Genomic DNA, 19,524 nt, shown 5'->3' with positions numbered 1-19,524 from the left:
ACCTTGAAAATCCACCCATTTTCACAATCTGATGGTGCCGCGGTCAGCGGCATGGGGGGCTAAATGGATTTTATACAGCTAATTTGCTTCCTTTTCCGCTGCAAACGGCAACTAACTGGAAATCCTACAGGTAGTTTGGGCAAAATGGGCGATATCTGCAAAAAACTTGATTTTAAATGTAGTTTTTCCAGCTAGTTCAGTCACTTTGCGCCGCCGCCTTGAATCTAACTGTACAAAATCCAGTTAGAACCCATAACCGCAACTATGGAGTACCATCATCCACATCCGATAAACAGGAAACGGGGTTGTCACCATAAGTCGATCTATAATTTTTCAAGCCCCACCTAGAGTTTGGCTGCAAAAAAAGGACCCCGTCCCCACTCAGAGTGGGATTTGAGGTCCTTTTTGCTTCATTTTTGGATGTTCCCGTTTTATGCGAACGCTTTTGGGACAGCCCCGTTTATATATAGTTGGCGAATATTTCGGGATTATACCCAGCCTCTGGCTTCCATAGCTTCTTTGATGCGGAGCAAGGAAATCATGAAGGCTCCCGTACGTAAGTCGGTATTATACTCCTTGGCCAAATTACGCACTGCGTGATAGGAGTGAACCATTTTCTCCTGAAGCTTGCTGTTGACTTCTTCTTCCGTCCAGTAATGATTCATCAGGTTCTGAACCCATTCGAAGTAGGAAACTGTAACTCCTCCGGCGTTGGCCAGAATGTCCGGTATGACGATGATTCCTTTTTCGTTCAGAATTCTGTCCGCGCCCGGGGTCGTCGGACCGTTAGCGGCTTCTGCGATAATTTTCGCACGGATTCGGTCGGCATTGGCCGTTGTAATTACATTTTCCAAAGCCGCAGGAATAAGAATATCTACATCCAGAGCAAGCAAATCTTCATTAGAGATATGGTACTCGGCACCATAGTCGAGAAGAGAAGCCGTATCCTTCAGCCGTTCAGCCTCTTTCAGATCCAGTCCTTCAGGATTGTAAATTCCGCCCTTGGAGTCACTTACGGCAACAATTTTGCAGCCCATCTCGGTCAGCAGGTCGGCGGCAATCCGTCCGGCGTTTCCGAAGCCTTGAATGGCGACCGTTGTCTGTTCCGGAGTCCGGCCCAGCTCTTTAAGAGCTTCGATAATTGTGTAGACACAGCCTCTGGCGGTAGCTTCATTCCGTCCTTTGGACCCTCCAATGATGAGAGGCTTGCCGGTAATCACTCCGGGAGAGTTGTAGCCCTTGATCCGGCTGTAAGTATCCATCATCCAGCCCATAATTTGTGGGGTAGTATACACGTCCGGTGCAGGAATATCTTTCTCCGGTCCAACAATATCCGCAATAGCTTCCATAAAGCCTCGGCTAACTCTCTCCAGCTCGCCTTTGCTTAATTCATGGGGATCGCAGATAACTCCGCCTTTGCCGCCGCCGTATGGAAGCCCGACCACTCCACATTTGAAAGACATCCACATGGAGAGGGCCTTCACTTCGTCCATCGTCACGTCCGGGTGGAAGCGAATGCCGCCTTTGGTCGGTCCGATCGCGTCATTATGCTGAGAGCGGTACCCTTCGAACACTCTTACCGATCCGTCGTCCATTCTTACCGAGAAGGAGACCGCCAATACGCGTTTGGGCTTCTTGAGAATTTCGACTACGTGGCTGGGCAGATCCAGGACGGCTGCCGCAGAGTCGATTTGTCTCTGTACAATTTCAAAAGGATTAAGGCTCTCTATCTGTCCGACAACTTGTGCATGCATGGGTATCAACAACCTTTCTTAGAATGAAATTTGAACAAAATGACGACCAGCAAACTTGATAATTGTTTATTATAGAGGAAATGTCTGATAAAAGGAAATTAAATGCTTTTTTTTGGTCCATAAATAAAACTTATCACTAAAGAAAAACGGCTATTTTCTTGGTGTTTCTAAGTAATCCTTAGTATTATTAGGTATTACTTTTTTGGTTCAAAAGGCTTAGTTTTTCCGGCATCTTTACATAAAATGATATAATACTTGTGACATCGGTATAATCGAACTTATATTGGTTACAAGAAATGTCGAATTAGGGAAAAATGTCGTTAACAAAAATTTCATATTTTTAGACAGCTAAAAAGTTCTCCTGAATGGATATTCAGGCGCTAATGGGATGAGGGAGTCTTAACTATGCAAATCAGAAATGTAAAAATTTTGGGCACGGGGAAATATTTGCCCGCAAGGCGGATTTATTCCGACGAAATGGACCGGCGATTGGGGACTCCGGATGGATGGACGCTGCGTAAGACGGATGTGCGTGTCCGTCATTTTGCAGACGGGGAGACCGCCTCTGCGATGGGGGCCGCAGCCGCTGAGGAAGCTCTGAAGGATGCCGGCCTAAAGCTATCCGATATAGATTGTCTGGTCTGTACCAGCGGAACTGCGGAGCAGCCTATTCCGTCCACTGGCTCTTTGATTCAGAAGGCTATGGGCGGGGAGTACAGCGGGATTCCCAGCTTCGATGTCAATTCTACCTGTCTGAGCTTCCTGACCGGGTTCGATCTTCTTTCGTATCTGGTGGAAGCGGGAAGATATGAGCGGGTGCTGCTGGTGTCTACCGAGATAGCTTCTGTAGGCTTGAACTGGAACCATAAGGAGAGCGGAGCTTTGTTCGGGGATGGAGCCGCCGCCGTTGTCATTGGACGGTCGGCGGAAGAAGAGGAATCGAGAATTATATGTTCAAGGATGGAGACATACAGCAAGGGAGCCCGGTATTCGGAAATCCGCGGAGGCGGCACCCGGATTCATCCGCGGGAGCATGGGCCGGGCAGGGAGGAAGATTTCCTCTTTCATATGGATGGCAAAGCCATCTTCAAGATGGCCGCGAAGCTGCTGCCGTCTTTCGTTGACAAGCTGCTCCGCCCGGCAGGCCTGAGCATGGCCGACATTCAGCATGTCATTCCGCATCAGGGGAGTGCCATGGCGATGAGGCTTATAACGAGCCGATTGGGGATTTCACAGGAGCAGCTCGTTTATATAACGCCGAACCACGGCAACACAATTGCGGCCTCGATTCCAATGGGGCTGCATGAAGCCGCCGTGCAAGGAAGAATGAAGCGCGGGGATCGCGTGCTGCTGCTGGGGACGTCCGCCGGGCTGTCTTTGGGAGGAATGGTTCTTGTCTACTAGACCGGCACAAGAAGAGGGGGAAGGCCCGCTGACGGTTCTGATTACCGGTGGCCGCGCTCCGGCCGCATTGGAGCTGGCCAGATTATGGTCGGCTGCCGGTCATAGGGTCATCACGGCGGACAGCATCGCCCGAACGCTGTGCGGGGCGTCGAGGCGGGTGGCCGGAAACTATGTGCTTCCGGAAGTCAATGATGGCCCGCAGCAATATATAGAAGCTTTGGCAGATGTTATTCAACGCGAACGGGTGCATATGCTCATTCCGACCTGCGAGGAGGTGTTCGCGGTCTCGCGGTTCCGCGAGAGGCTGCTTCCTCTATGTCAGGTTCTGGTCGACGAAGCTTCCAAGCTGAGCCTTCTTCATAATAAATGGGAATTTATAGACACGGCGAAGCGGCTCGGCTTTCGGGTACCCGAAACACGTCTTCTGACCTCGGAGGGGGAGGTTCAGGCCTTCCTGGAAGAAGGCGATCCACTGCGGCGTTATGTATTGAAGCCCGTCTATTCGCGGTTTGCCTCCAAGGTCCGTATCGTCAGAGGGGGCGAAGCCGCCGGGGATATTCCGGCCTCACGCAGATATCCATGGGTAGGTCAGCAGTTCATAGAGGGTAAGCCTTACTGCACCTACGGGATTGCCCATGATGGAAGGCTGACCGCACATGCCGCCTATGCGTCCAATTTTACAGCGGGGCAAGGGGCCTGCGTCTGCTTCGAACGGGAGGAGCATTCCGGGCTGCAGGAATGGGTGGCCCGTATGGTTTCGGCGATCCGGTTCACGGGGCAGATCGCCTTCGATTTTATCGAGACGGAGGAGGGGACCCTCTACCCGCTGGAATGTAACCCGCGGGCAACCAGCGGTATTCATCTGTTCCGGGCGGAGGACAGATTGGATCGGGCCTTCCTCGATACTGCGTCCGACTCCATTCTCACCCCGTCGGGAAATCGGCCAACGGTGCTGAAAGGAGCGATGCTGCTGTATGCATGGAAGGGGATAAGCAGCCTGCCCCGTGCCCGGGACTGGATGAGAGCAGTATTTCGGGGACGGGATGCGGTCTTTCGCTGGGACGATCCGGCGCCTTTGGCCGCCCAATGGCCAATGCTGCTGCATTTCTGGCGGAAAAGCAGGAAGCACGGAATATCGATTGCGGAAGCGACTACCATAGATATGGAGTGGAATGGGGAACGATGAGAGCATTAGTTACCGGAGCGACCGGTTTCATCGGAGGCAAGCTGGCGAGACGGCTGGAAGCCATGGGCTGGCAGGTAACGGCCGTAGGACGTAACTTACAGGAGGGCAGGAGCCTTGCTGCTGGCGGAATTCTTTTTGTCCCCGCAGATTTGGCGGATGAGGCAGCGATCAGGAAGGCTTGCGACGGGCAGGATATCGTATTTCACTGCGGAGCTCTGTCCTCTCCCTGGGGGAAGTACGAGCATTTTTACAACAGCAATGTGATTGGAACGCGAAATATAGCCCAAGGCTCCTTGGAGCATAAGGTAAAGAGACTGGTACATGTATCTACGCCAAGCATCTATTTCGATTACACGGACCGGCTCGGAATTAAAGAGGACGATGCTCTGCCGGCCAAGCCGGTCAACGCGTACGCGGCCACCAAGCTGCTGGCGGAGCAGGAAGCGGACCGGGCTTACGAAGCCGGGCTGGAGGTTGTCACGATCCGTCCCCGCGCGGTGTTCGGACCGGGGGACCGGGCCATTCTTCCCCGTCTTCTCAGAGCCAATGAACGCGGCAAAGTTCCGCTTATTAATGGCGGCCAGGCACTGATGGATGTCACTTATGTTGAGAATGTGGTGGATGCTCTGCTGCTCTGTGCGGAAGCCGGCCCTTCGGCCCTCGGCCGGAAATTTAATATTACCAATGGAGAGCCGGTCCGGCTGCTGGATTTGCTGAACAAGGTTTTCTCGCTTCTGGATGAGCCGCTGCGGGCGAAGCCTATATCCTTACGTACGATCTACCGGTTGGCCGGAATATTGGAATGGTCTGCGAAGGTTTTTGCCGGAGGCAGGGAGCCTCTGATTACCCGGTATTCGGCGGGAGTGCTGGGAACGAGTCAGACGCTGGATATAGGGGCTGCGCAGCAGAAGCTGGGCTATCGTCCGAGAGTTTCCTTGGAGGAAGGTTTGCATGAATTTGTGAAATGGTGGAGGAAGCGAACGGATGAACAACTTTAGTCGGATTAAGGAGCCGTTAACGCTTCTCGGAAACTATATGTCGACCAAATACGGACGGAGCTGGGGCAGCCGCAGAGAGCTGCTCCTGTGGCAGGAATGGCAGGTGAGGAGGCATCTCCGGTACGTGCTGGCGAGGTCGCCGTACTACCGGGAAGCGGCGGGGGGACTGCCTCTGGAGCAGTGGCGGGAGTTCCCGGTTATAGATAAGCGGGAAATGATGGCGCATTTTGACCGTTTGAACACGGAAGGAATCGGCCTGGAGGAAGCGCTGGAGGCTGCCTGGGAGGCGGAAAAATGCCGCGATTTCTCCCCGACGGTTCGCGGAATCACGGTCGGTCTGTCCTCGGGAACGTCAGGGCATCGTGGAGTGTTTCTGGTCAGCCGGCAGGAGCAGATGGCCTGGGCCGGAACCATTATGGCCAAGGTGCTGCCCGGAGGCCTGCTGCAGAAGCATCGGGTGGCGTTCTTCCTTCGGGCGAACAGCAACTTGTACGCCTCGGTCCGCAAGGGAAGGATTGAGTTTCAATACTTCGATCTGTTGGAGCCGATTGAGAAGCACGTGTCCCAATTGAACACTTACCGTCCGACCCTGCTTGTCGCTCCCGCCTCGGTTCTGAGGCTGCTGGCCGAAGCGGTGAAGACGGGGGCTCTGCATATTCGCCCGGACAAGATCGTCTCCGTAGCGGAAGTGCTGGACCCGTTAGACGAGCGGTATATCGGAGAGTGCTTTGGCCGTCAGGTGCATCAGATTTACCAGTGTACGGAAGGATTCCTCGGCTTTACCTGCTCTCACGGAACTCTTCATCTGAACGAGGATCTGCTGGTTGTCGAGAAGGAATACCTGGAAGGGGCGGAGCGGAAATTCGTGCCGATTCTGACCGATTTCCGCAGAAGAACGCAGCCGATTATCCGCTACCGGCTCAACGATATTCTGACCGAAAGGAAGGAGCCCTGCCCGTGCGGCTCCAAGCTGCTCGCCCTGGAGCAGATAGAGGGCCGGAGCGATGATCTGTTCTATCTGCACTCGGTTGCCAACGGCCGCAGGAAGCCGGTATTTCCGGATTTCATCCGCAGGGCGGTCCTGTCCGCTTCGCCCGAGATCGAGGAATACCTCATCATCCAGCATTCCGAACGGCTCGTAGAATGTTCGCTGAAGGTGCGGCCGGAGCTGGAAGCCGTCTGCCGGGAGCAGGTAACCCGGGCGCTGACGGAGCTCTGCAGCAGGCTGCATTGCCATGCTCCCAATATTCGTTACAGCGAGTACGTTCAGGGACCTCGCGAACGAAAGCTGAGGCGGGTGGAGAGGAGGTTCGCTCTCTGATGTCTGTCAAGCTGTATGACATGGCCGACGCAGACCGGATGGAATGGCCGGATACGGAGGATGCGCGATACACCCGCAGCTATTGGCTGCCGATGCTTCGCTTCGGGAGCGGGAATTTTATTGGTAATGTGAGTACCCGATGTCTCCTGGCCAAGGTGAACAAAATGCTGCTGCCGGTAACGGTTAACGAGGCGGAGTACGACAATTCCTACGTCTGCTCTCCCTACACCCATTATGTAACGTATACTTTGCAGGAGCTGGCATTGCTCCGGAATCCGGGATTGGAGACGGTGCTCCGGGGCGTTATCCGCTCTATGGGATACTGGCTGCGGCAGGGCCGGATCAACCAGGCGGTCCATATCAACAATTGGCTGCTGTCCACCAATTTGTATCCGAAATGGCAGGAGGGCGCAGTAAGCGAACTGACCGCCTGTTTGCGCGAAGCCTTCCCCGAGCACGCCTTGGTCTTCCGGTCGGTCAATCCGGCCACCGACCCGGATTGGTATGAGGCGCTGCTTCGCGAGGGCTACAAGATGGTCGGCAGCCGCCAAGTCTACCTGCTCAATACCGTGCAGCCGGAGACGCTTCCTTCCAAAGCCCGCTGGCTGATGAAGAGGGACGGAAAGCTGCTTGCGCAGAGCGGATATGAAGTGGTCGGCCCGGAAGGGCTCACATCGGATGATGTGCCGCGCATGCTGGAATTGTACAATGCCTTGTATTTGCAAAAATATTCGCTGTGCAATCCCCAATTCAGCGAACGTTTTTTTGAAACGGCGCTTCGCGAGGGCACTCTGCGGTTGATGGTTCTGCGCAACGAAGGCCGGATCGATGCCGTGCTCGGCTATTATCGCCGGAATGGAATCATGACCACACCCATTTTCGGTTATGATACAAGCCTGCCGGCAGATACCGGTCTCTACCGGATGCTGTCCGTTGTGCTAGTCCGCGAGGCCGAGCGGCAGGGGCTGCTGCTCAACGAGAGCTCGGGAGCGGCGGGCTTCAAGCGATGCCGGGGCGCGCTTCCGCAGATAGAGTACACGGCCGTATATGACAAGCATTTGCCGGCTTACCGCAGACGGCGGTGGACGGTGCTGGCGGAGATTACCCGGCGAGTAGGCATCCCCATGATGCAGAAGCGGAAATTGTAGGGGCGGCTAACGACCGGATTTTAGGAAAGCATGGGAGAAAGGCGGTGTCGGGATGAACAGGAAGGGTGCGGACGAGCGTCCGGTGGCGATAGTGACGGGAAGCTCCAGCGGCTTCGGATTGCATACCTGTATCCTGCTGGCTAAGGAAGGGTACACGGTGATCGCCACGATGAGAGACCCGTCCAGGGGAAGCGAGCTGCTGCGGAAGGCGGAGGAAGAGGGGGAAGAGGTATCCTCAGCCATTCATATCCGCACTCTGGACGTAACGGATGCCATCCAGGCCGAAGCGGTCGTTGGAGAGACGGTTCGCCAGTACGGGCGTATAGATTTGCTGGTCAATAATGCCGGATACGCATGTGGGGGATACGCCGAGGAGGTTCCGCTGGAGGAATGGCGCAGCCAGTTCGAAACGAATTTCTTCGGAGCCCTCTCGTTAACGAAAGCGGTCCTTCCCTCAATGCGCGAACGGGGCCGGGGAAAGATCATAAACATGAGCAGCATAAGCGGACGGTTCGGATTGCCGGGATACGCACCGTATGCCGCATCCAAGTTCGCCTTGGAAGGGCTCAGCGAAGCGTTAAGGCTGGAGATGCTCCCGTATGGCGTCCATGTCGTGCTGATCGAGCCGGGTGCTTACCGGACGGCCATTTGGAACAAAGGATTCGAGGCCATCAACATTCGGCCCGAATCGCCATACAGGCCATGGATGGAAGCCGTGCTGCGCTTCTCCCGCCGGACAGCCGAGACGGCACCGGGTCCCGAGCAGGTCGCCAGAGCGGTCGTCAAGGCAGCCCGCAAGCGCCGCCCGAGGCTTCGCTACCCGATAGGCAGAGGCTCGCTGCTGCTTCGTGCCGGGCGAATGCTGCTGCCGTGGCGCTGGCTGGAGAGAATCGTGCTCCAAGCATTGAAAGGAGGCTCCTCCTCTTAAATGGAAAGGAGACAGGCTTTGTTTCGGTTAAGGCATATAAGACCGCAGCCTTCCCGACTTGTCCGAAAGCCCCGGTATTTTTGCCAAATTACGTTATTTCTCGACAAGTTGGGTTATAATTAAGAAGCATATATTACTGGTGCACCGGAAGACGGGGGAAGCGAATGAAGCGTTCTATTCAAATCATTATTCTGATGATTATTGTTTTGGTTCTGCTTTATTATTTGAATTTATATTTTGGCAGCGCCCTGCTGCGGTTCAGTCAATTTTTCGCCACTTTTTTCAGCGTGACGATGTCACTCGCGGTTCTATTCGTCGGACTCGTTATTTTTATGGAGAACAGACACCCGTCCAGTACGGTAGCATGGATACTGGTGCTGGCGCTGGTCCCTATTGTAGGGTTTCTTTTCTATTTATTGTTCGGTCAGAACTATAGGAAACGTAAGAACTATAACCAAAAGGCGCTGCGAGACGCACAAGCCTATGCGTTCATAGAAAACCGCGCACTGGCCAATCATCATAAGCTGTCCGAATTTCCGGAGAGTCTGCAGAGGCTGTTTCGCTTGTCCCAGACGATGGCGAAGAGCCCTATCTCTTTCTCTACCCGGACGGAGATTCTGACTAACGGAGAAGCGACCTTTTCCGCCATTTTAAGAGAGCTGAACAAGGCTGTCCATCATATACATATGGAATACTATATTTATAGGGACGATGAAATCGGAACGCAAATCCAGCAGATTCTGATCGAGAAAGCGAAGGCCGGGGTGGAGGTGCGCTTTCTGTATGACGCAGTGGGAAGCTTGAAGCTGCCGGAGTCTTTTCTGGACGAAATGAGACGGGCCGGGGTACAGGTTGTCGCCTTCTCTCCGGTTTACTTCCCGCTGCTGTCGAACAAGGTGAACTTCCGAAATCATCGTAAAATCGTAGTCATCGATGGAGAGGTCGGGTTTACCGGCGGTTTAAACGTCGGGGATGAATATTTAAGCCGCAGCGCGACGTACGGATTTTGGCGGGATACTCATATGCTCGTCCGGGGGGAAGCGGTGCGCACGCTGCAGATCATCTTTCTCCAGGATTGGCTCTACATGACGGGAGAAGCGCATATGAACCCCGAGTATCTATCGCCTACGCTGACGGAGAGGCCGGGGGACGGCGCAGTTCAGATGATTGCCAGCGGGCCGGATAGTGAGTGGAAGACGATGAAGAGCCTGTTCTTCGCGATGATTACATCTGCGAAGCGGTCGATTTGGATTGCCACCCCTTATTTTATACCGGATGACGACATCTATACGGCTTTGCAGGTGGCGGCCTTGTCCAAGATCGACGTCAAGATTCTGTTCCCGAAGAAGCCGGACAAGTGGATTCCTTATCTTGCTTCACATTCCTACTTCCCGGAGCTGTTGGAGGCCGGAGTGCAAATTTACGAGTACGAGAAAGGGTTCATGCATTCCAAAATCTTGATCATCGACGGGGAAATGGCTTCGATCGGCACGGCCAACATGGATATGCGGAGCTTCCATCTGAACTTTGAAGTCAATGCGTTTATTTATCAAACGGAAAGCACGCGTACGCTCGTCTCTGATTTTCAAGCCGATCTTCAAGATTCAACCCGAATCGTTAAAGAAAAGTTCTCGAAAAAATGGCTCGTCCGATTTATGGAATCGGCGGCACGTCTTCTGTCTCCGCTGCTCTGAAGCCAAGGAAGCTATTCGACAGGGAGAGGCCTAGAGAATTCCTGTGCAATCCTTAATTCACACATAATTAGTAAAGAACCCGAGAACAGTCTCGGGTTCTTTGTGTCGAGTAGTGGTTCAAGACGGCAGGAGCGAGGCGATTACCTCTTGGGCGTCTCGTACCAGCGCACTCTTAGCTTGGGGAGTTATGTGTTCCTGCATAGGCTCGTTGTTTATATGTTTCAAGAAATTTTCCATATGCTTGGCCGCTTGCACGGTATCTCCCTTAAGCTGATGATGCTGCGCTTGCCGAAGGCTGTTCCGCAGTTGATTCGCAAGCGGCCCTCTTACCGCTTCCTCGGCAATATACTCATCCGTCAGCCGTATCATGGAATCGACCGTAGCCGACGGAAGCTCCCAGGAAGCCGACAGCGGAATCCGGAAGGAGGCTCCGGCTTCAAGATCATATACGTACCCTTTGCTGAAATCGCTATTGTCGACGAAGGAGCGGATAGTCGTCGCATCTCCGATGTCCAACCGGTAAGACGGGCCGCCGAGCGGGATCACTCCTTTAATGGTATAAGCGGCATTGCGGGTTCCGTCATTTTCGATGAAAATAGTCCGTCCCACCCATTCCTCCGCCCGGGCATCCGCTCTATCAAGCTGTACGGTGATGCTGTTCTGCAGCGACATCTCTTTGGTAAAGTCGGTGACCGTTCCGGAGACAGCGCCGACATCCGTGGTCAAATCGGTCTTACCGATGGGATGGAAGGCGGTTCCGTCGTTCACATAAGAGTATATATGCCGGCCGTCCTGTTCGGAGTATACTCCGAAGAAGCCCTGGAACTCCAGCTTGCCGTCTATTGTGTACCTTGTGCCCGAATCCAGAGCGCTGACGATGTAATCGGTACGGCCGTTCGCCAGTTCCACTTTAACGGCTTTAACTTCGATACCGTTCGGATCATCTGCGGGGACGCCGTCGGCATGGACGGAAACCGGGGATATGGATCGGATAAACCGGTTGTCCTTATAAGGCTCGATAACCGATGTGAATAGGCTGCTCAACTGTTCGCCGCTCCGGTGGGCGATCATATATTTCAGCGATTTGGGGTTGCCCGGTTTATTCCGGGGCGGCACGCCGTCCGCAAGTGCGACATCGTCGATCTCGCCGAGCATCGTCAGGCGGAGATGGATGTCTTCCTCCGTTTGGAGTACCTTCCATGTATCTGTGACATCCCAATCGAGACTGAATTGAGCGGAAGGGTTGTTGTCCCGCTCCACATTTTTAAGCCAGTGAAAGCCAGGTCCCATATACTGTGTCCCGGGAACGCTGTCGTCGGCGGGTCTTTCGCCGAACGGTACATCGGGTCCCGCATAAGTGCCGGACGGTTGAGCGGTCAAGTTCAACCCCTCGGTCGATACCGGACCTTCTGCCGCGTGGAAGCTGAAGTGATGCTCGCTGCCGCCCTTGACGCGGAAGAAATCGATCGCATAAGAGTTCTCATCATCCACGCGAATCATCGCGGTTGTCCGTCTGTACAGCTCGGTTTGCGGATAAACTTTGGGAGCTTCCACATCTATTAACTGGACCCTATCCGCATCGTCATAATGCTTGGGTTGAGATACCCATTGGACGTTCTGCTTGGATCTGTCGACCATGACCGTGTTGTGGCTGATCGTATTATTCATCCATTCATGACGGTGCTTGTCGGTAGCGTTCGCTTGCTCCGGGTAACCCAGTTCCGGCAGCAGGTCCAGTCCGAACGCATGAAGTCCCAGGTTGAGCGTATCCCTATGGCCGTGTCCGCCATTCCGGCCGTAGTACATCCATATGTCCCGGGAAGTATCCTTGTAGGTATCGTCCCGGCGGGCTTGTTCTTCGGCGTTCAGCAATGACATTTCGATCAGCCCGGCCTTGTACCCCGTAGCCGCTTCGTTCTTGCCGATGCATTCAAAAGTGATCGTGTGCGTTCCGGCCGTCAGAGGAATTTTGGCTATCGCTTCATGCTCGCTTCCGGAACCGAAGAAGTCGAATTCTGCAACCCGGCTTCCATCGATTTTAACGGCATATTTTCCATAGGTGGCTCCATGAAGCGGCTTAAGGCTAAGTTCATATTCATCGTCTTCGGTTACTTCAAAGTCAAAGGTGATATAGTCCCCCGGAGCGGTAGCTTCAAACTGCAGCACGTTGGTAGCTTCAAACAGCTTGTAATCTTTGTTGGTTTCCGAAACCGGCATGAGCGGGAACGAATACGGCACGCCGAAGTCGAATTTGGCCTTGATGCCGTCCCGGAGAGCCGTAAATCCGTACCCGGTCAAGTTGACGCTGTCCAAATTCAGAGGTCCGTGCTGAGCGATGACCGCTTCAATATCTGCGGCAATCTTCTCGGGGTCGGCCGAGAAAATATCGCCATGGATTCCTTCCGTCCGATTATTATTAAGAAAATAGACCACTTGTGCGAAGATGGGATCGCCGTATACTTCGAAGGCTTTAAGCGCCAGAATCCGGCTCAGATTCAAGCCCGGATTGCCCGTCGTTCCCGAATCCCCGATTTGTGGCGTGTATCTTTCGATCATGGTGAGAGGGATCATGGAAGAGAACATTTTCTGAAATTTGACGTTCTGATATAAATCCGCAGCCGGATATTTGTCATATCCGCGCAAAATATCCGCGACGAGCATGTAAGGATTGATCCATGATGCATTATAGCCGGGTGCGGCTTCGTTGCCGTGGCCGTCGCGGTCGACATCGTTAACCATGCTCACCAGAATGTTGCCGCCGGTTACTGTGTACGGAATTCTATTGACCAAGCCTCCGGCCTGGAAGGTGAAATCCAGCCATTCTTTCGTTTCCGGAAGTGTGTCATGAACGACTGCCGCCAGCGCCAGTGCGCTCTGATGGTAACCGTTGTTGCCGCGAATTTGCGATCTCTGGACAGCCGGGTAAACCTGTCTTAGAATGCCGTCCTCGATATTTCTCCTTATGCCGACGGCGCTCGTCTTGAGCGGAAGCCGGTATTGTTCCCCTTTGGCTCTCAAGAAAGAGATCGTCTCGGGATCATCGATCGCGCTGAAGAAAGCATCATAAGCGTTAACATAATCTTTGATCACCGCGGTTTCCCAGATGGAGCCGGTAGCTTTGCCGGCCACAACCCCGCCATGCGAGTTCAAATAGATGTTACTGTCGTGAGCGGACAGATCCATACTCGGATAGATGTCCGCAATCCGGTCCAGCAGAATGATGCCGGCCCGGGCATACTTCATATCTCCGGTATAAATATAAGCGTCCCGGAATGAATTCAAGGCATTTGGAATAACTGCCGTGCCGTTGCCGCCCATCCATAAAAACCAATGGGTATAATAAGCAATGAACGTATAGCGCTTTCCGGTTTCCGGATCTACCCACCCGAATCCGTCGTCTACTCCCCAATCCGGGCCTTTCTCGGGATATAGCGTGTTAACCAGGAGACTGCGGTCGGCTTTCTTCGGATCAAAGATGCCATGCTCGTCCAGCCCGCTTCTGTAGTAGGCCCCGAAATCGTTCGTGGGGAACTTGTAACCGCTTGTCGGATCGGTAATTTTCCACGGTTCATTCACCGGGTCGCCGACCCAGGGATAGTTGCCCAGCTCTTTCAGAGCCCCTCCCGTTACCGGACTCAAGTTGCCCTCGAATTGATTCGTATTGTAGCTTCTGGGCAGTGATTGGGGAGGGACCAGCTCCCATAATCGCTCGTAACCGAGCTTCAAGTATTCTTCGGCACGGCTGACGGCCGCGTCTCTTGCACTTTTCGCCCAAGCGAATCGTTCAACGTTCTGACGGGCGGCAGCCATTTTCTCGGGCGTATAGACGGTGCTGCGGGTCTTGCTGCTCGTCACCCGGTCGGTATTCAGCAGAATCAACTCGCAGGGGTATAGGTAATAGCCGTTTCCGTTCCCCAGGCCATTGCCCTTGTCCGTTACCTTCAGGGTAAACACATGCTTGCCGGAAGTGAGGGGTATGGTGTCCATGGAGACGAGCGGTCCATAGCCGCCGGTTACACTGTAGAAGCTGTATCGGCCGATTGAATCTCCGTCCACCGCAAGGTCGGCGGTTCCCCCATTGGGGCTCCAATAACCGCTAAAGCGGATCCAGTAGTTTCCGTCCTCCGGAACTTCGAATTCGAAGGAACGGGTCGGATAATTCAGTGAAGATTGCATCTGTACTCCATAGATTTGGGGGACCAGCTTGGGGGCGGCGTTGGCATCTCCGACCACATTCCATCCCGGCTGCGTCGTTTGTCCGGGAAGCCCGAGCTGCTTGAAGGAATAGGTCAAAGTATCCCCGGCGGGAGGATTGTCTTCCGCTGCGAATCCGTGTGTTGGTATAGTCCCGATGATCAGGGCGGCCAAGATAAGGATTACCGGCTTTCGAAGAAAAAACAGTTTCATGTTCATACCTCCTTTTATGTGTATTGCCAAAAGGGTCTGCAGCCCGATTAGGACAAAGAACGCCTCCTTTTCTCTCTGTATTTGAAAGCGCTTCACTATGTAGGGGAGAAAAAGGGGGTGGGTGCCCCCTTCGTTTGTAAAAATTATGAAGAACTTTCACCTTTATTATAGGACATGTACCATACATGTCAATATTTTTTGAAGGTTCGGTGAAACCGATGCGCTGTGCTGACTGTTCAATTTAAGCGATCTGTACGAACAGTAAAGGGAAGATTGCCGCACTTGTATTTATCCACAACGCTCGTTAAACGAAAAGCTGGAGAGGGGAGCATAAATGCTGACCTTCTCCAGCTTTAATGGGTTATTTCCTAGGAAGAGCAAGTGACTGCCATTCGTGCGATCGGCTCGAACCGATCGAAGGACAAATCGCTGCTGTTGATTTTGCGCTCCGGGGTACCGCCACCGGCCGGAACATTCAGCAGAAGCTCTGTTCCCTGGAAGGTGCGGTAAGAGACCGAGCAGCCCTGCTCCCCGCGGCCGGCAAACTGCGGGCGCCGGGCGGCGAGCCGTTCCGCCCATTGCTCCAGGGTAGTGATCTCCTGGGCCGCGGCTTCTTCCCGGCTTGCGACTTCCACAACAACGCCGTTGTCGGACCCGGAGCACGTCAGGGCAAGCTTGTCCGAACCGATCGTGGCAGTAGCGGGACGGGCCAGGAAAACGGCGAAGTAAACATCGTCCACCGATCCGAACCAATCGTTGCCGCGGGTGGTCCACTCGCCTAAAGGCAGGGCGCCGACGATCGTTCCGTCTTCTCCGGCCGGAACCGGGTATAGTGCGGCTGCAGTCTGGCGGTGAAGCAGGATTTCGCCGAAATCGCTCGCATGCCGCAGATCGCCCGGCTTATAATGCTTGCCGGGATGGAAGAAGTAGAGCTGATTGGCGGAGGCATCCTTGCGGATCGGCAAAGAAACGGCCCAGCGGATCTGTTCGTTGTCGAATTCCTCGACTCTTTCGTAGACGCCGCCGACAGCGAACTGCTCTGTCCGATAGATGGACTGATGCAGAGGCTGATCGTTGGCCGTATGGGGATGCGGAGGAACGGTGAAGTTCCATTCCGACGTCTCCCCGCTGCGGGCCGCCGCTGCAATCTCCGCGGGCACCTCATAATCGAACAAGGCGAAGCCTTCGAGACGATAGATGGCGGATGGCAGGGAGAAATCGCCGAATTGTATGTAATCGGCAATATAATTTCGGTCCGCCGGAGCATCGTTAGCCAAGGAACGGGAGCGGGGACCGATCCATGCCCCTTGCAGGTAGCATTTGGCCCGGTAGGTCCACAGCCATTCCAGGACGCGGGCGGCCGTTTGCCGGATTTGCGGATCCTCGGTGATTTCCCATGTGCATGTGAAAGCCTGGACCCAATGCCAGAACCAGGGCAGACAGCCGTACTCCTGAAATCCCCGGCTGGTCAGCCTATGGAGAATAGCCTGCAGATTCCGATGTCCGTCTTCTGCTAATTCGGAATCTCCGAGGCCGGCTCCCAGCGTAACTTTCATGTTAAACAGCTTGGCTTCATGGTGATGGAAGGCCTGCTGAGGAACGTCGTATATTTTGCTGCGGTGAAGATGGGTCAGGCTGGTCTTCAGCTCATCCTTCAAGGCATCGCTTAGATAGGCCTGAAACTTCACATAATACAGGCTTAATATGTTTCCGACAAGCTCCGCCGGCAAGGGATGCGCCGGGGCTGACTGGGGATCGTTCCCTAAATTCAGCGGCCAATGTCCGTACCGCTCGGCTTCCGGATCGCGCTGCTGCAGCCTTAATACCCGAAGCAGCATATTTTCCGCTGTATCTTTGGCCGTTTGGCGGTCTGCGGCAAGAGGGATGTCCTCCCTGCAGGCAGCCAGATGCAGATGCAGAGCGTAGAACAGGTTGTCGCGAATATCTTTATGAAACCAGAATCCGGATGGCAGAACGGGCAGTGTTAAGGCGGTTTCCGCGGCAAGACGGAGAATCTCCGTTCGTCTTGACGGTATGGTGGTCATCGTGCAGCTCCCCCTTCGTTATCGTATACTACAAGAATTGTAGGCTCCCGCCCCGAAAATGTCCAGTTTGGGAGACAGAATTCGCAAGTTCGAGGGGCGCCGCAAGGCGAACGGACGCGAAAGATGCAACATTCTGACCGCTGCTGTATAATGGTGACTGAAAAACGCCTCTTTCGGTATTACCAAATAGTACAAATTGACTGAAATGAGGATGACGGCAGGAAATTCGATACGGAAATCGAATATTTATGGTACGCCGCTTTGTCCAGTCACCAGAGTTCAGATGATTATGTTAATGGTCGTAATGTCGAAATGAACAGTTAACGGGTCCCCGAGGGACAGTGTTGGTGGAAGCACTCTATACATTCATAAAACTGCGATTCGCCCGAAAGGCGGATCGGTAAGAAGAGAAGAGGAGGAGCAGCAAACATGCAATTTCATTTTTTCGTAGGAAATGACAACGGGAACAGCGAGCATGATATTATCGTCGACGGGAAACTGATTCAGCAGCCCAACGTAAACTGCACCGTAGATCGGCTGCCGTGGAGTGAGGAGCAGGCTCCGGAAAGCTTTATCAAGAATCTTCAGGATCAACTGATCGTAACGATCGATTCCCCATCCGCCCGTCCGGGAATGTATTACATAGGCAAATTCGCTCTGGAGAGCGGCGAATTGATCGAGAATATGCAGGTAGGACTCGACCGCAAGAGCGATGTCGATCTTCCGCTGGTGAATACTCTGGGACAGATTGCTGCCGTAGCCGTACAGAGGGCTTACGAGGAAGAGAAGAAGATCGTCGAAAATCTGGAAGTGCAGGTAGACATGGCGACGGCGCTGCCGATTACGCAGCATACGGACGAAAGCTCCTCCAAGTTTGAGAAAAGGTTTACGAACGGTCCGCATCATGTCACGGTTCATCTGGGCAAGCAGCGGGTGGCGGTCAAGCTTGTCTTCGTCTATGCGAAAGCTATTCCGGAAGCGACTCCGGTAACGTTCGCGCTTCAGAAGGATACGGAAGGCAACTGGCGTGAAGGCGACATTTTCAAAGAATTTGTTGAAACCTACGGATTGGACAAGAAGTTCAACGGCTCTTATTTCAAGGATAAGAGAATTCTCCATATCGATATCGGAGACGGATCGACCGAGTACCCGATAACAGAAGGCAATAAATTTCTGCGTCAATTTATTCATGGAAGCAACCATGGAGCGGGTTATGCCATCGAAGAGGCGTTGGACGAGTTCAACCGGCTAATCCATCTTCCGGACAGTCCCCGCCAATTCTTCAGCGATGTGATCAAAAATCCGAGACACAAGTATCATGCCCGCGCGATGAAGACGCTGAAGAGACCGCTGGAAGGGCAATCCCGCCACATTATCCAGAATATCCGCAAGCAGCTTACGAAGGCGAGGAACGAAATAGATATCATCTGTGTCTATGGCGGAGGCAGCATTCTTATGCGCTCCATTCTCTATCCCATGCTGAAGGAGCTGTGTGACGAGCGGGAAATTCAGCTTCTGTATATTCCCGCACAGTATGCCGTGACCATGAATGCTCAGGGACTGGATGCATTCGTCCGCGGCAAAATCTACGATGCCTTAAAGAGTAAAGCGAAAAAAGCCGTCTAATCCCATGCGGAGGCTCTGCACTGCATGATGTATGGCGCTCCAAAGGGGTGATCATCTATGAAGAAGCTGAAGAAGCCCGGCGACAATATCAGCTTGAAGACGAAGAAGAACGAGGCGCCCGCGATTATCGACTGGATAAACAGCCAGACGAATCTGATGGATTCAATCCGTTATTTGATAGAGAACGAGATCAGAGAGAACGGGGTCCGCAATCTGCAAAATTATATTCCCGCCGAGAGGGCGTTAGGCGTTATTCCGGCGCCCTCTGCGATGGCCGTTTCCATGGGGGCTCTCCATCCCGGTGCCAGCATGGAGACAGCCGCGGCGGCGGAGACGGTGTATCCGCCTGTCGGGCAGGCGGTAGAGGAGGCGATGCCGGTCGAAGCGGAGCACGACGGGGCGCCTTCCGGAGAATCGCCCTCAGGGGAATCGCTCCCAGGGGAATCGTCAGAGGGCAAGCAGACTCCGGAGGAGATCGCTTACGAACCGGCCGATGCATCGGCGGTTCCGCCTCAGGTTGATGTCGATCCGGCTGCGAGCGGAGAAATCGCGGAAGTGCCGATCGATGACGAAATCGATGAGGAGGATATTGAATCCTGGCTGTAGGCGTGTGATGATGCCAAGTAATGACCGGGATTACTTGATATTTCTGCTAGGCTGTGTATAGGCAGCTTATAGGTTCAGATCGAGATCGCTTGGGTATATTACAGCGGCTGCTGTCGGAGATCGTCCGGCAGCGGCTGTTTTTTTGATAGCATAGAATTTATAACTCCACTATCGCAGAGCAAAAATCGATTAAGGTTTGATTTGACTGCTGAAATATAAGCTTAGTATAGATATTGCAGAATAGAAAACCAATGCACGCTCATTGGTAATGACGATTTAACTGTAATTTACGTAGGTAAATTCAAGCGATTGGTGGAAAGTCATTGAAGTAAATGGAGAAAACGGCTAGGCCCCCTAATTCCGGAGTCCGCACCATAAAAAAATAACCATGTATACAATTCCTCTCT

General features: G+C 53.6%; 12 protein-coding genes. 9 read left to right on the top strand and 3 right to left on the bottom strand.

Features of this window, described 5'->3' with window-relative positions:
• Positions 1-488: 488 nt before the first annotated feature.
• Positions 489-1,754 (bottom strand): Glu/Leu/Phe/Val family dehydrogenase, encoded by a 1,266-nt coding sequence (locus ACFQ03_RS22610; RefSeq protein WP_150960392.1) that lies wholly within the window; start codon positions 1,752-1,754, stop codon positions 489-491.
• Between the two features lie 405 nt (positions 1,755-2,159).
• Here ACFQ03_RS22610 and ACFQ03_RS22605 point away from each other — a divergent pair, with 405 nt between their 5' ends.
• The 7 genes from ACFQ03_RS22605 (at position 2,160) to cls (ending at position 10,433) form a co-directional block, all read left to right on the top strand.
• Positions 2,160-3,158, top strand: a complete 999-nt coding sequence (locus ACFQ03_RS22605) for a beta-ketoacyl-ACP synthase III (RefSeq protein ID WP_379291149.1) — start codon at positions 2,160-2,162, stop codon at positions 3,156-3,158.
• Entirely contained in the window at positions 3,148-4,344 is a 1,197-nt protein-coding gene (locus ACFQ03_RS22600) for an ATP-grasp domain-containing protein (protein WP_379291147.1), read from the top strand. Before ACFQ03_RS22605 ends, ACFQ03_RS22600 begins: the two co-directional genes overlap by 11 nt.
• Positions 4,341-5,342 (top strand): NAD-dependent epimerase/dehydratase family protein, encoded by a 1,002-nt coding sequence (locus ACFQ03_RS22595; RefSeq protein WP_379291145.1) that lies wholly within the window; start codon positions 4,341-4,343, stop codon positions 5,340-5,342. The genes ACFQ03_RS22600 and ACFQ03_RS22595 overlap by 4 nt, the downstream gene beginning before the upstream one ends.
• On the top strand, positions 5,329-6,663 hold the full coding sequence (locus ACFQ03_RS22590) for a F390 synthetase-related protein (protein WP_379291143.1): 1,335 nt from the start codon (positions 5,329-5,331) through the stop codon (positions 6,661-6,663). Before ACFQ03_RS22595 ends, ACFQ03_RS22590 begins: the two co-directional genes overlap by 14 nt.
• The gene (locus ACFQ03_RS22585; protein WP_379291141.1) at positions 6,663-7,811 is read left to right on the top strand and encodes a GNAT family N-acetyltransferase; all 1,149 of its coding nucleotides are present in this window, start codon (positions 6,663-6,665) and stop codon (positions 7,809-7,811) included. Before ACFQ03_RS22590 ends, ACFQ03_RS22585 begins: the two co-directional genes overlap by 1 nt.
• Before the next feature lie 52 nt (positions 7,812-7,863).
• A complete protein-coding gene (locus ACFQ03_RS22580) occupies positions 7,864-8,739 on the top strand; it encodes an SDR family oxidoreductase (protein WP_379291139.1) in 876 nt (291 codons plus the stop codon).
• 164 nt (positions 8,740-8,903) lie between these two features.
• Entirely contained in the window at positions 8,904-10,433 is a 1,530-nt protein-coding gene (gene cls / locus ACFQ03_RS22575; protein ID WP_144934935.1) for a cardiolipin synthase, read from the top strand.
• A gap of 117 nt (positions 10,434-10,550) precedes the next feature.
• Here the strand turns inward: cls and ACFQ03_RS22570 are convergent, their stop codons facing one another.
• Complete coding sequence (locus ACFQ03_RS22570; RefSeq protein ID WP_379291137.1) at positions 10,551-14,840, bottom strand: FIMAH domain-containing protein; 4,290 nt, start codon at positions 14,838-14,840, stop codon at positions 10,551-10,553.
• Between the two features lie 368 nt (positions 14,841-15,208).
• Complete coding sequence (locus tag ACFQ03_RS22565; RefSeq protein ID WP_379291135.1) at positions 15,209-16,885, bottom strand: hypothetical protein; 1,677 nt, start codon at positions 16,883-16,885, stop codon at positions 15,209-15,211.
• A 429-nt stretch (positions 16,886-17,314) separates the two neighbouring features.
• Here ACFQ03_RS22565 and ACFQ03_RS22560 point away from each other — a divergent pair, with 429 nt between their 5' ends.
• On the top strand, positions 17,315-18,511 hold the full coding sequence (locus ACFQ03_RS22560; RefSeq protein ID WP_144934944.1) for a ParM/StbA family protein: 1,197 nt from the start codon (positions 17,315-17,317) through the stop codon (positions 18,509-18,511).
• Positions 18,512-18,568: 57 nt separating this feature from the next.
• A complete protein-coding gene (locus ACFQ03_RS22555; protein WP_379291133.1) occupies positions 18,569-19,117 on the top strand; it encodes a hypothetical protein in 549 nt (182 codons plus the stop codon).
• The last annotated feature ends 407 nt before the right edge of the window (positions 19,118-19,524 follow it).

Origin of the sequence: Paenibacillus residui (assembly GCF_042677205.1) — a bacterium.
Lineage (GTDB): Bacteria > Bacillota > Bacilli > Paenibacillales > NBRC-103111 > Paenibacillus_L > Paenibacillus_L residui.
This window is presented reverse-complemented; position numbering and strand designations above follow the sequence as displayed.

Coding starts and splice junctions, on each gene's coding strand:
- ACFQ03_RS22590 (WP_379291143.1), top strand. CDS start 5,329: ATGAACAACTTTAGTCGGATTAAGGAGCCGTTAACGCTTCTCGGAAAC.
- ACFQ03_RS22610 (WP_150960392.1), bottom strand. CDS start 1,754: ATGCATGCACAAGTTGTCGGACAGATAGAGAGCCTTAATCCTTTTGAA.
- ACFQ03_RS22565 (WP_379291135.1), bottom strand. CDS start 16,885: ATGACCACCATACCGTCAAGACGAACGGAGATTCTCCGTCTTGCCGCG.
- ACFQ03_RS22605 (WP_379291149.1), top strand. CDS start 2,160: ATGCAAATCAGAAATGTAAAAATTTTGGGCACGGGGAAATATTTGCCC.
- ACFQ03_RS22580 (WP_379291139.1), top strand. CDS start 7,864: ATGAACAGGAAGGGTGCGGACGAGCGTCCGGTGGCGATAGTGACGGGA.
- ACFQ03_RS22570 (WP_379291137.1), bottom strand. CDS start 14,840: ATGAAACTGTTTTTTCTTCGAAAGCCGGTAATCCTTATCTTGGCCGCC.
- ACFQ03_RS22585 (WP_379291141.1), top strand. CDS start 6,663: ATGTCTGTCAAGCTGTATGACATGGCCGACGCAGACCGGATGGAATGG.
- ACFQ03_RS22560 (WP_144934944.1), top strand. CDS start 17,315: ATGCAATTTCATTTTTTCGTAGGAAATGACAACGGGAACAGCGAGCAT.
- cls (WP_144934935.1), top strand. CDS start 8,904: ATGAAGCGTTCTATTCAAATCATTATTCTGATGATTATTGTTTTGGTT.
- ACFQ03_RS22595 (WP_379291145.1), top strand. CDS start 4,341: ATGAGAGCATTAGTTACCGGAGCGACCGGTTTCATCGGAGGCAAGCTG.
- ACFQ03_RS22555 (WP_379291133.1), top strand. CDS start 18,569: ATGAAGAAGCTGAAGAAGCCCGGCGACAATATCAGCTTGAAGACGAAG.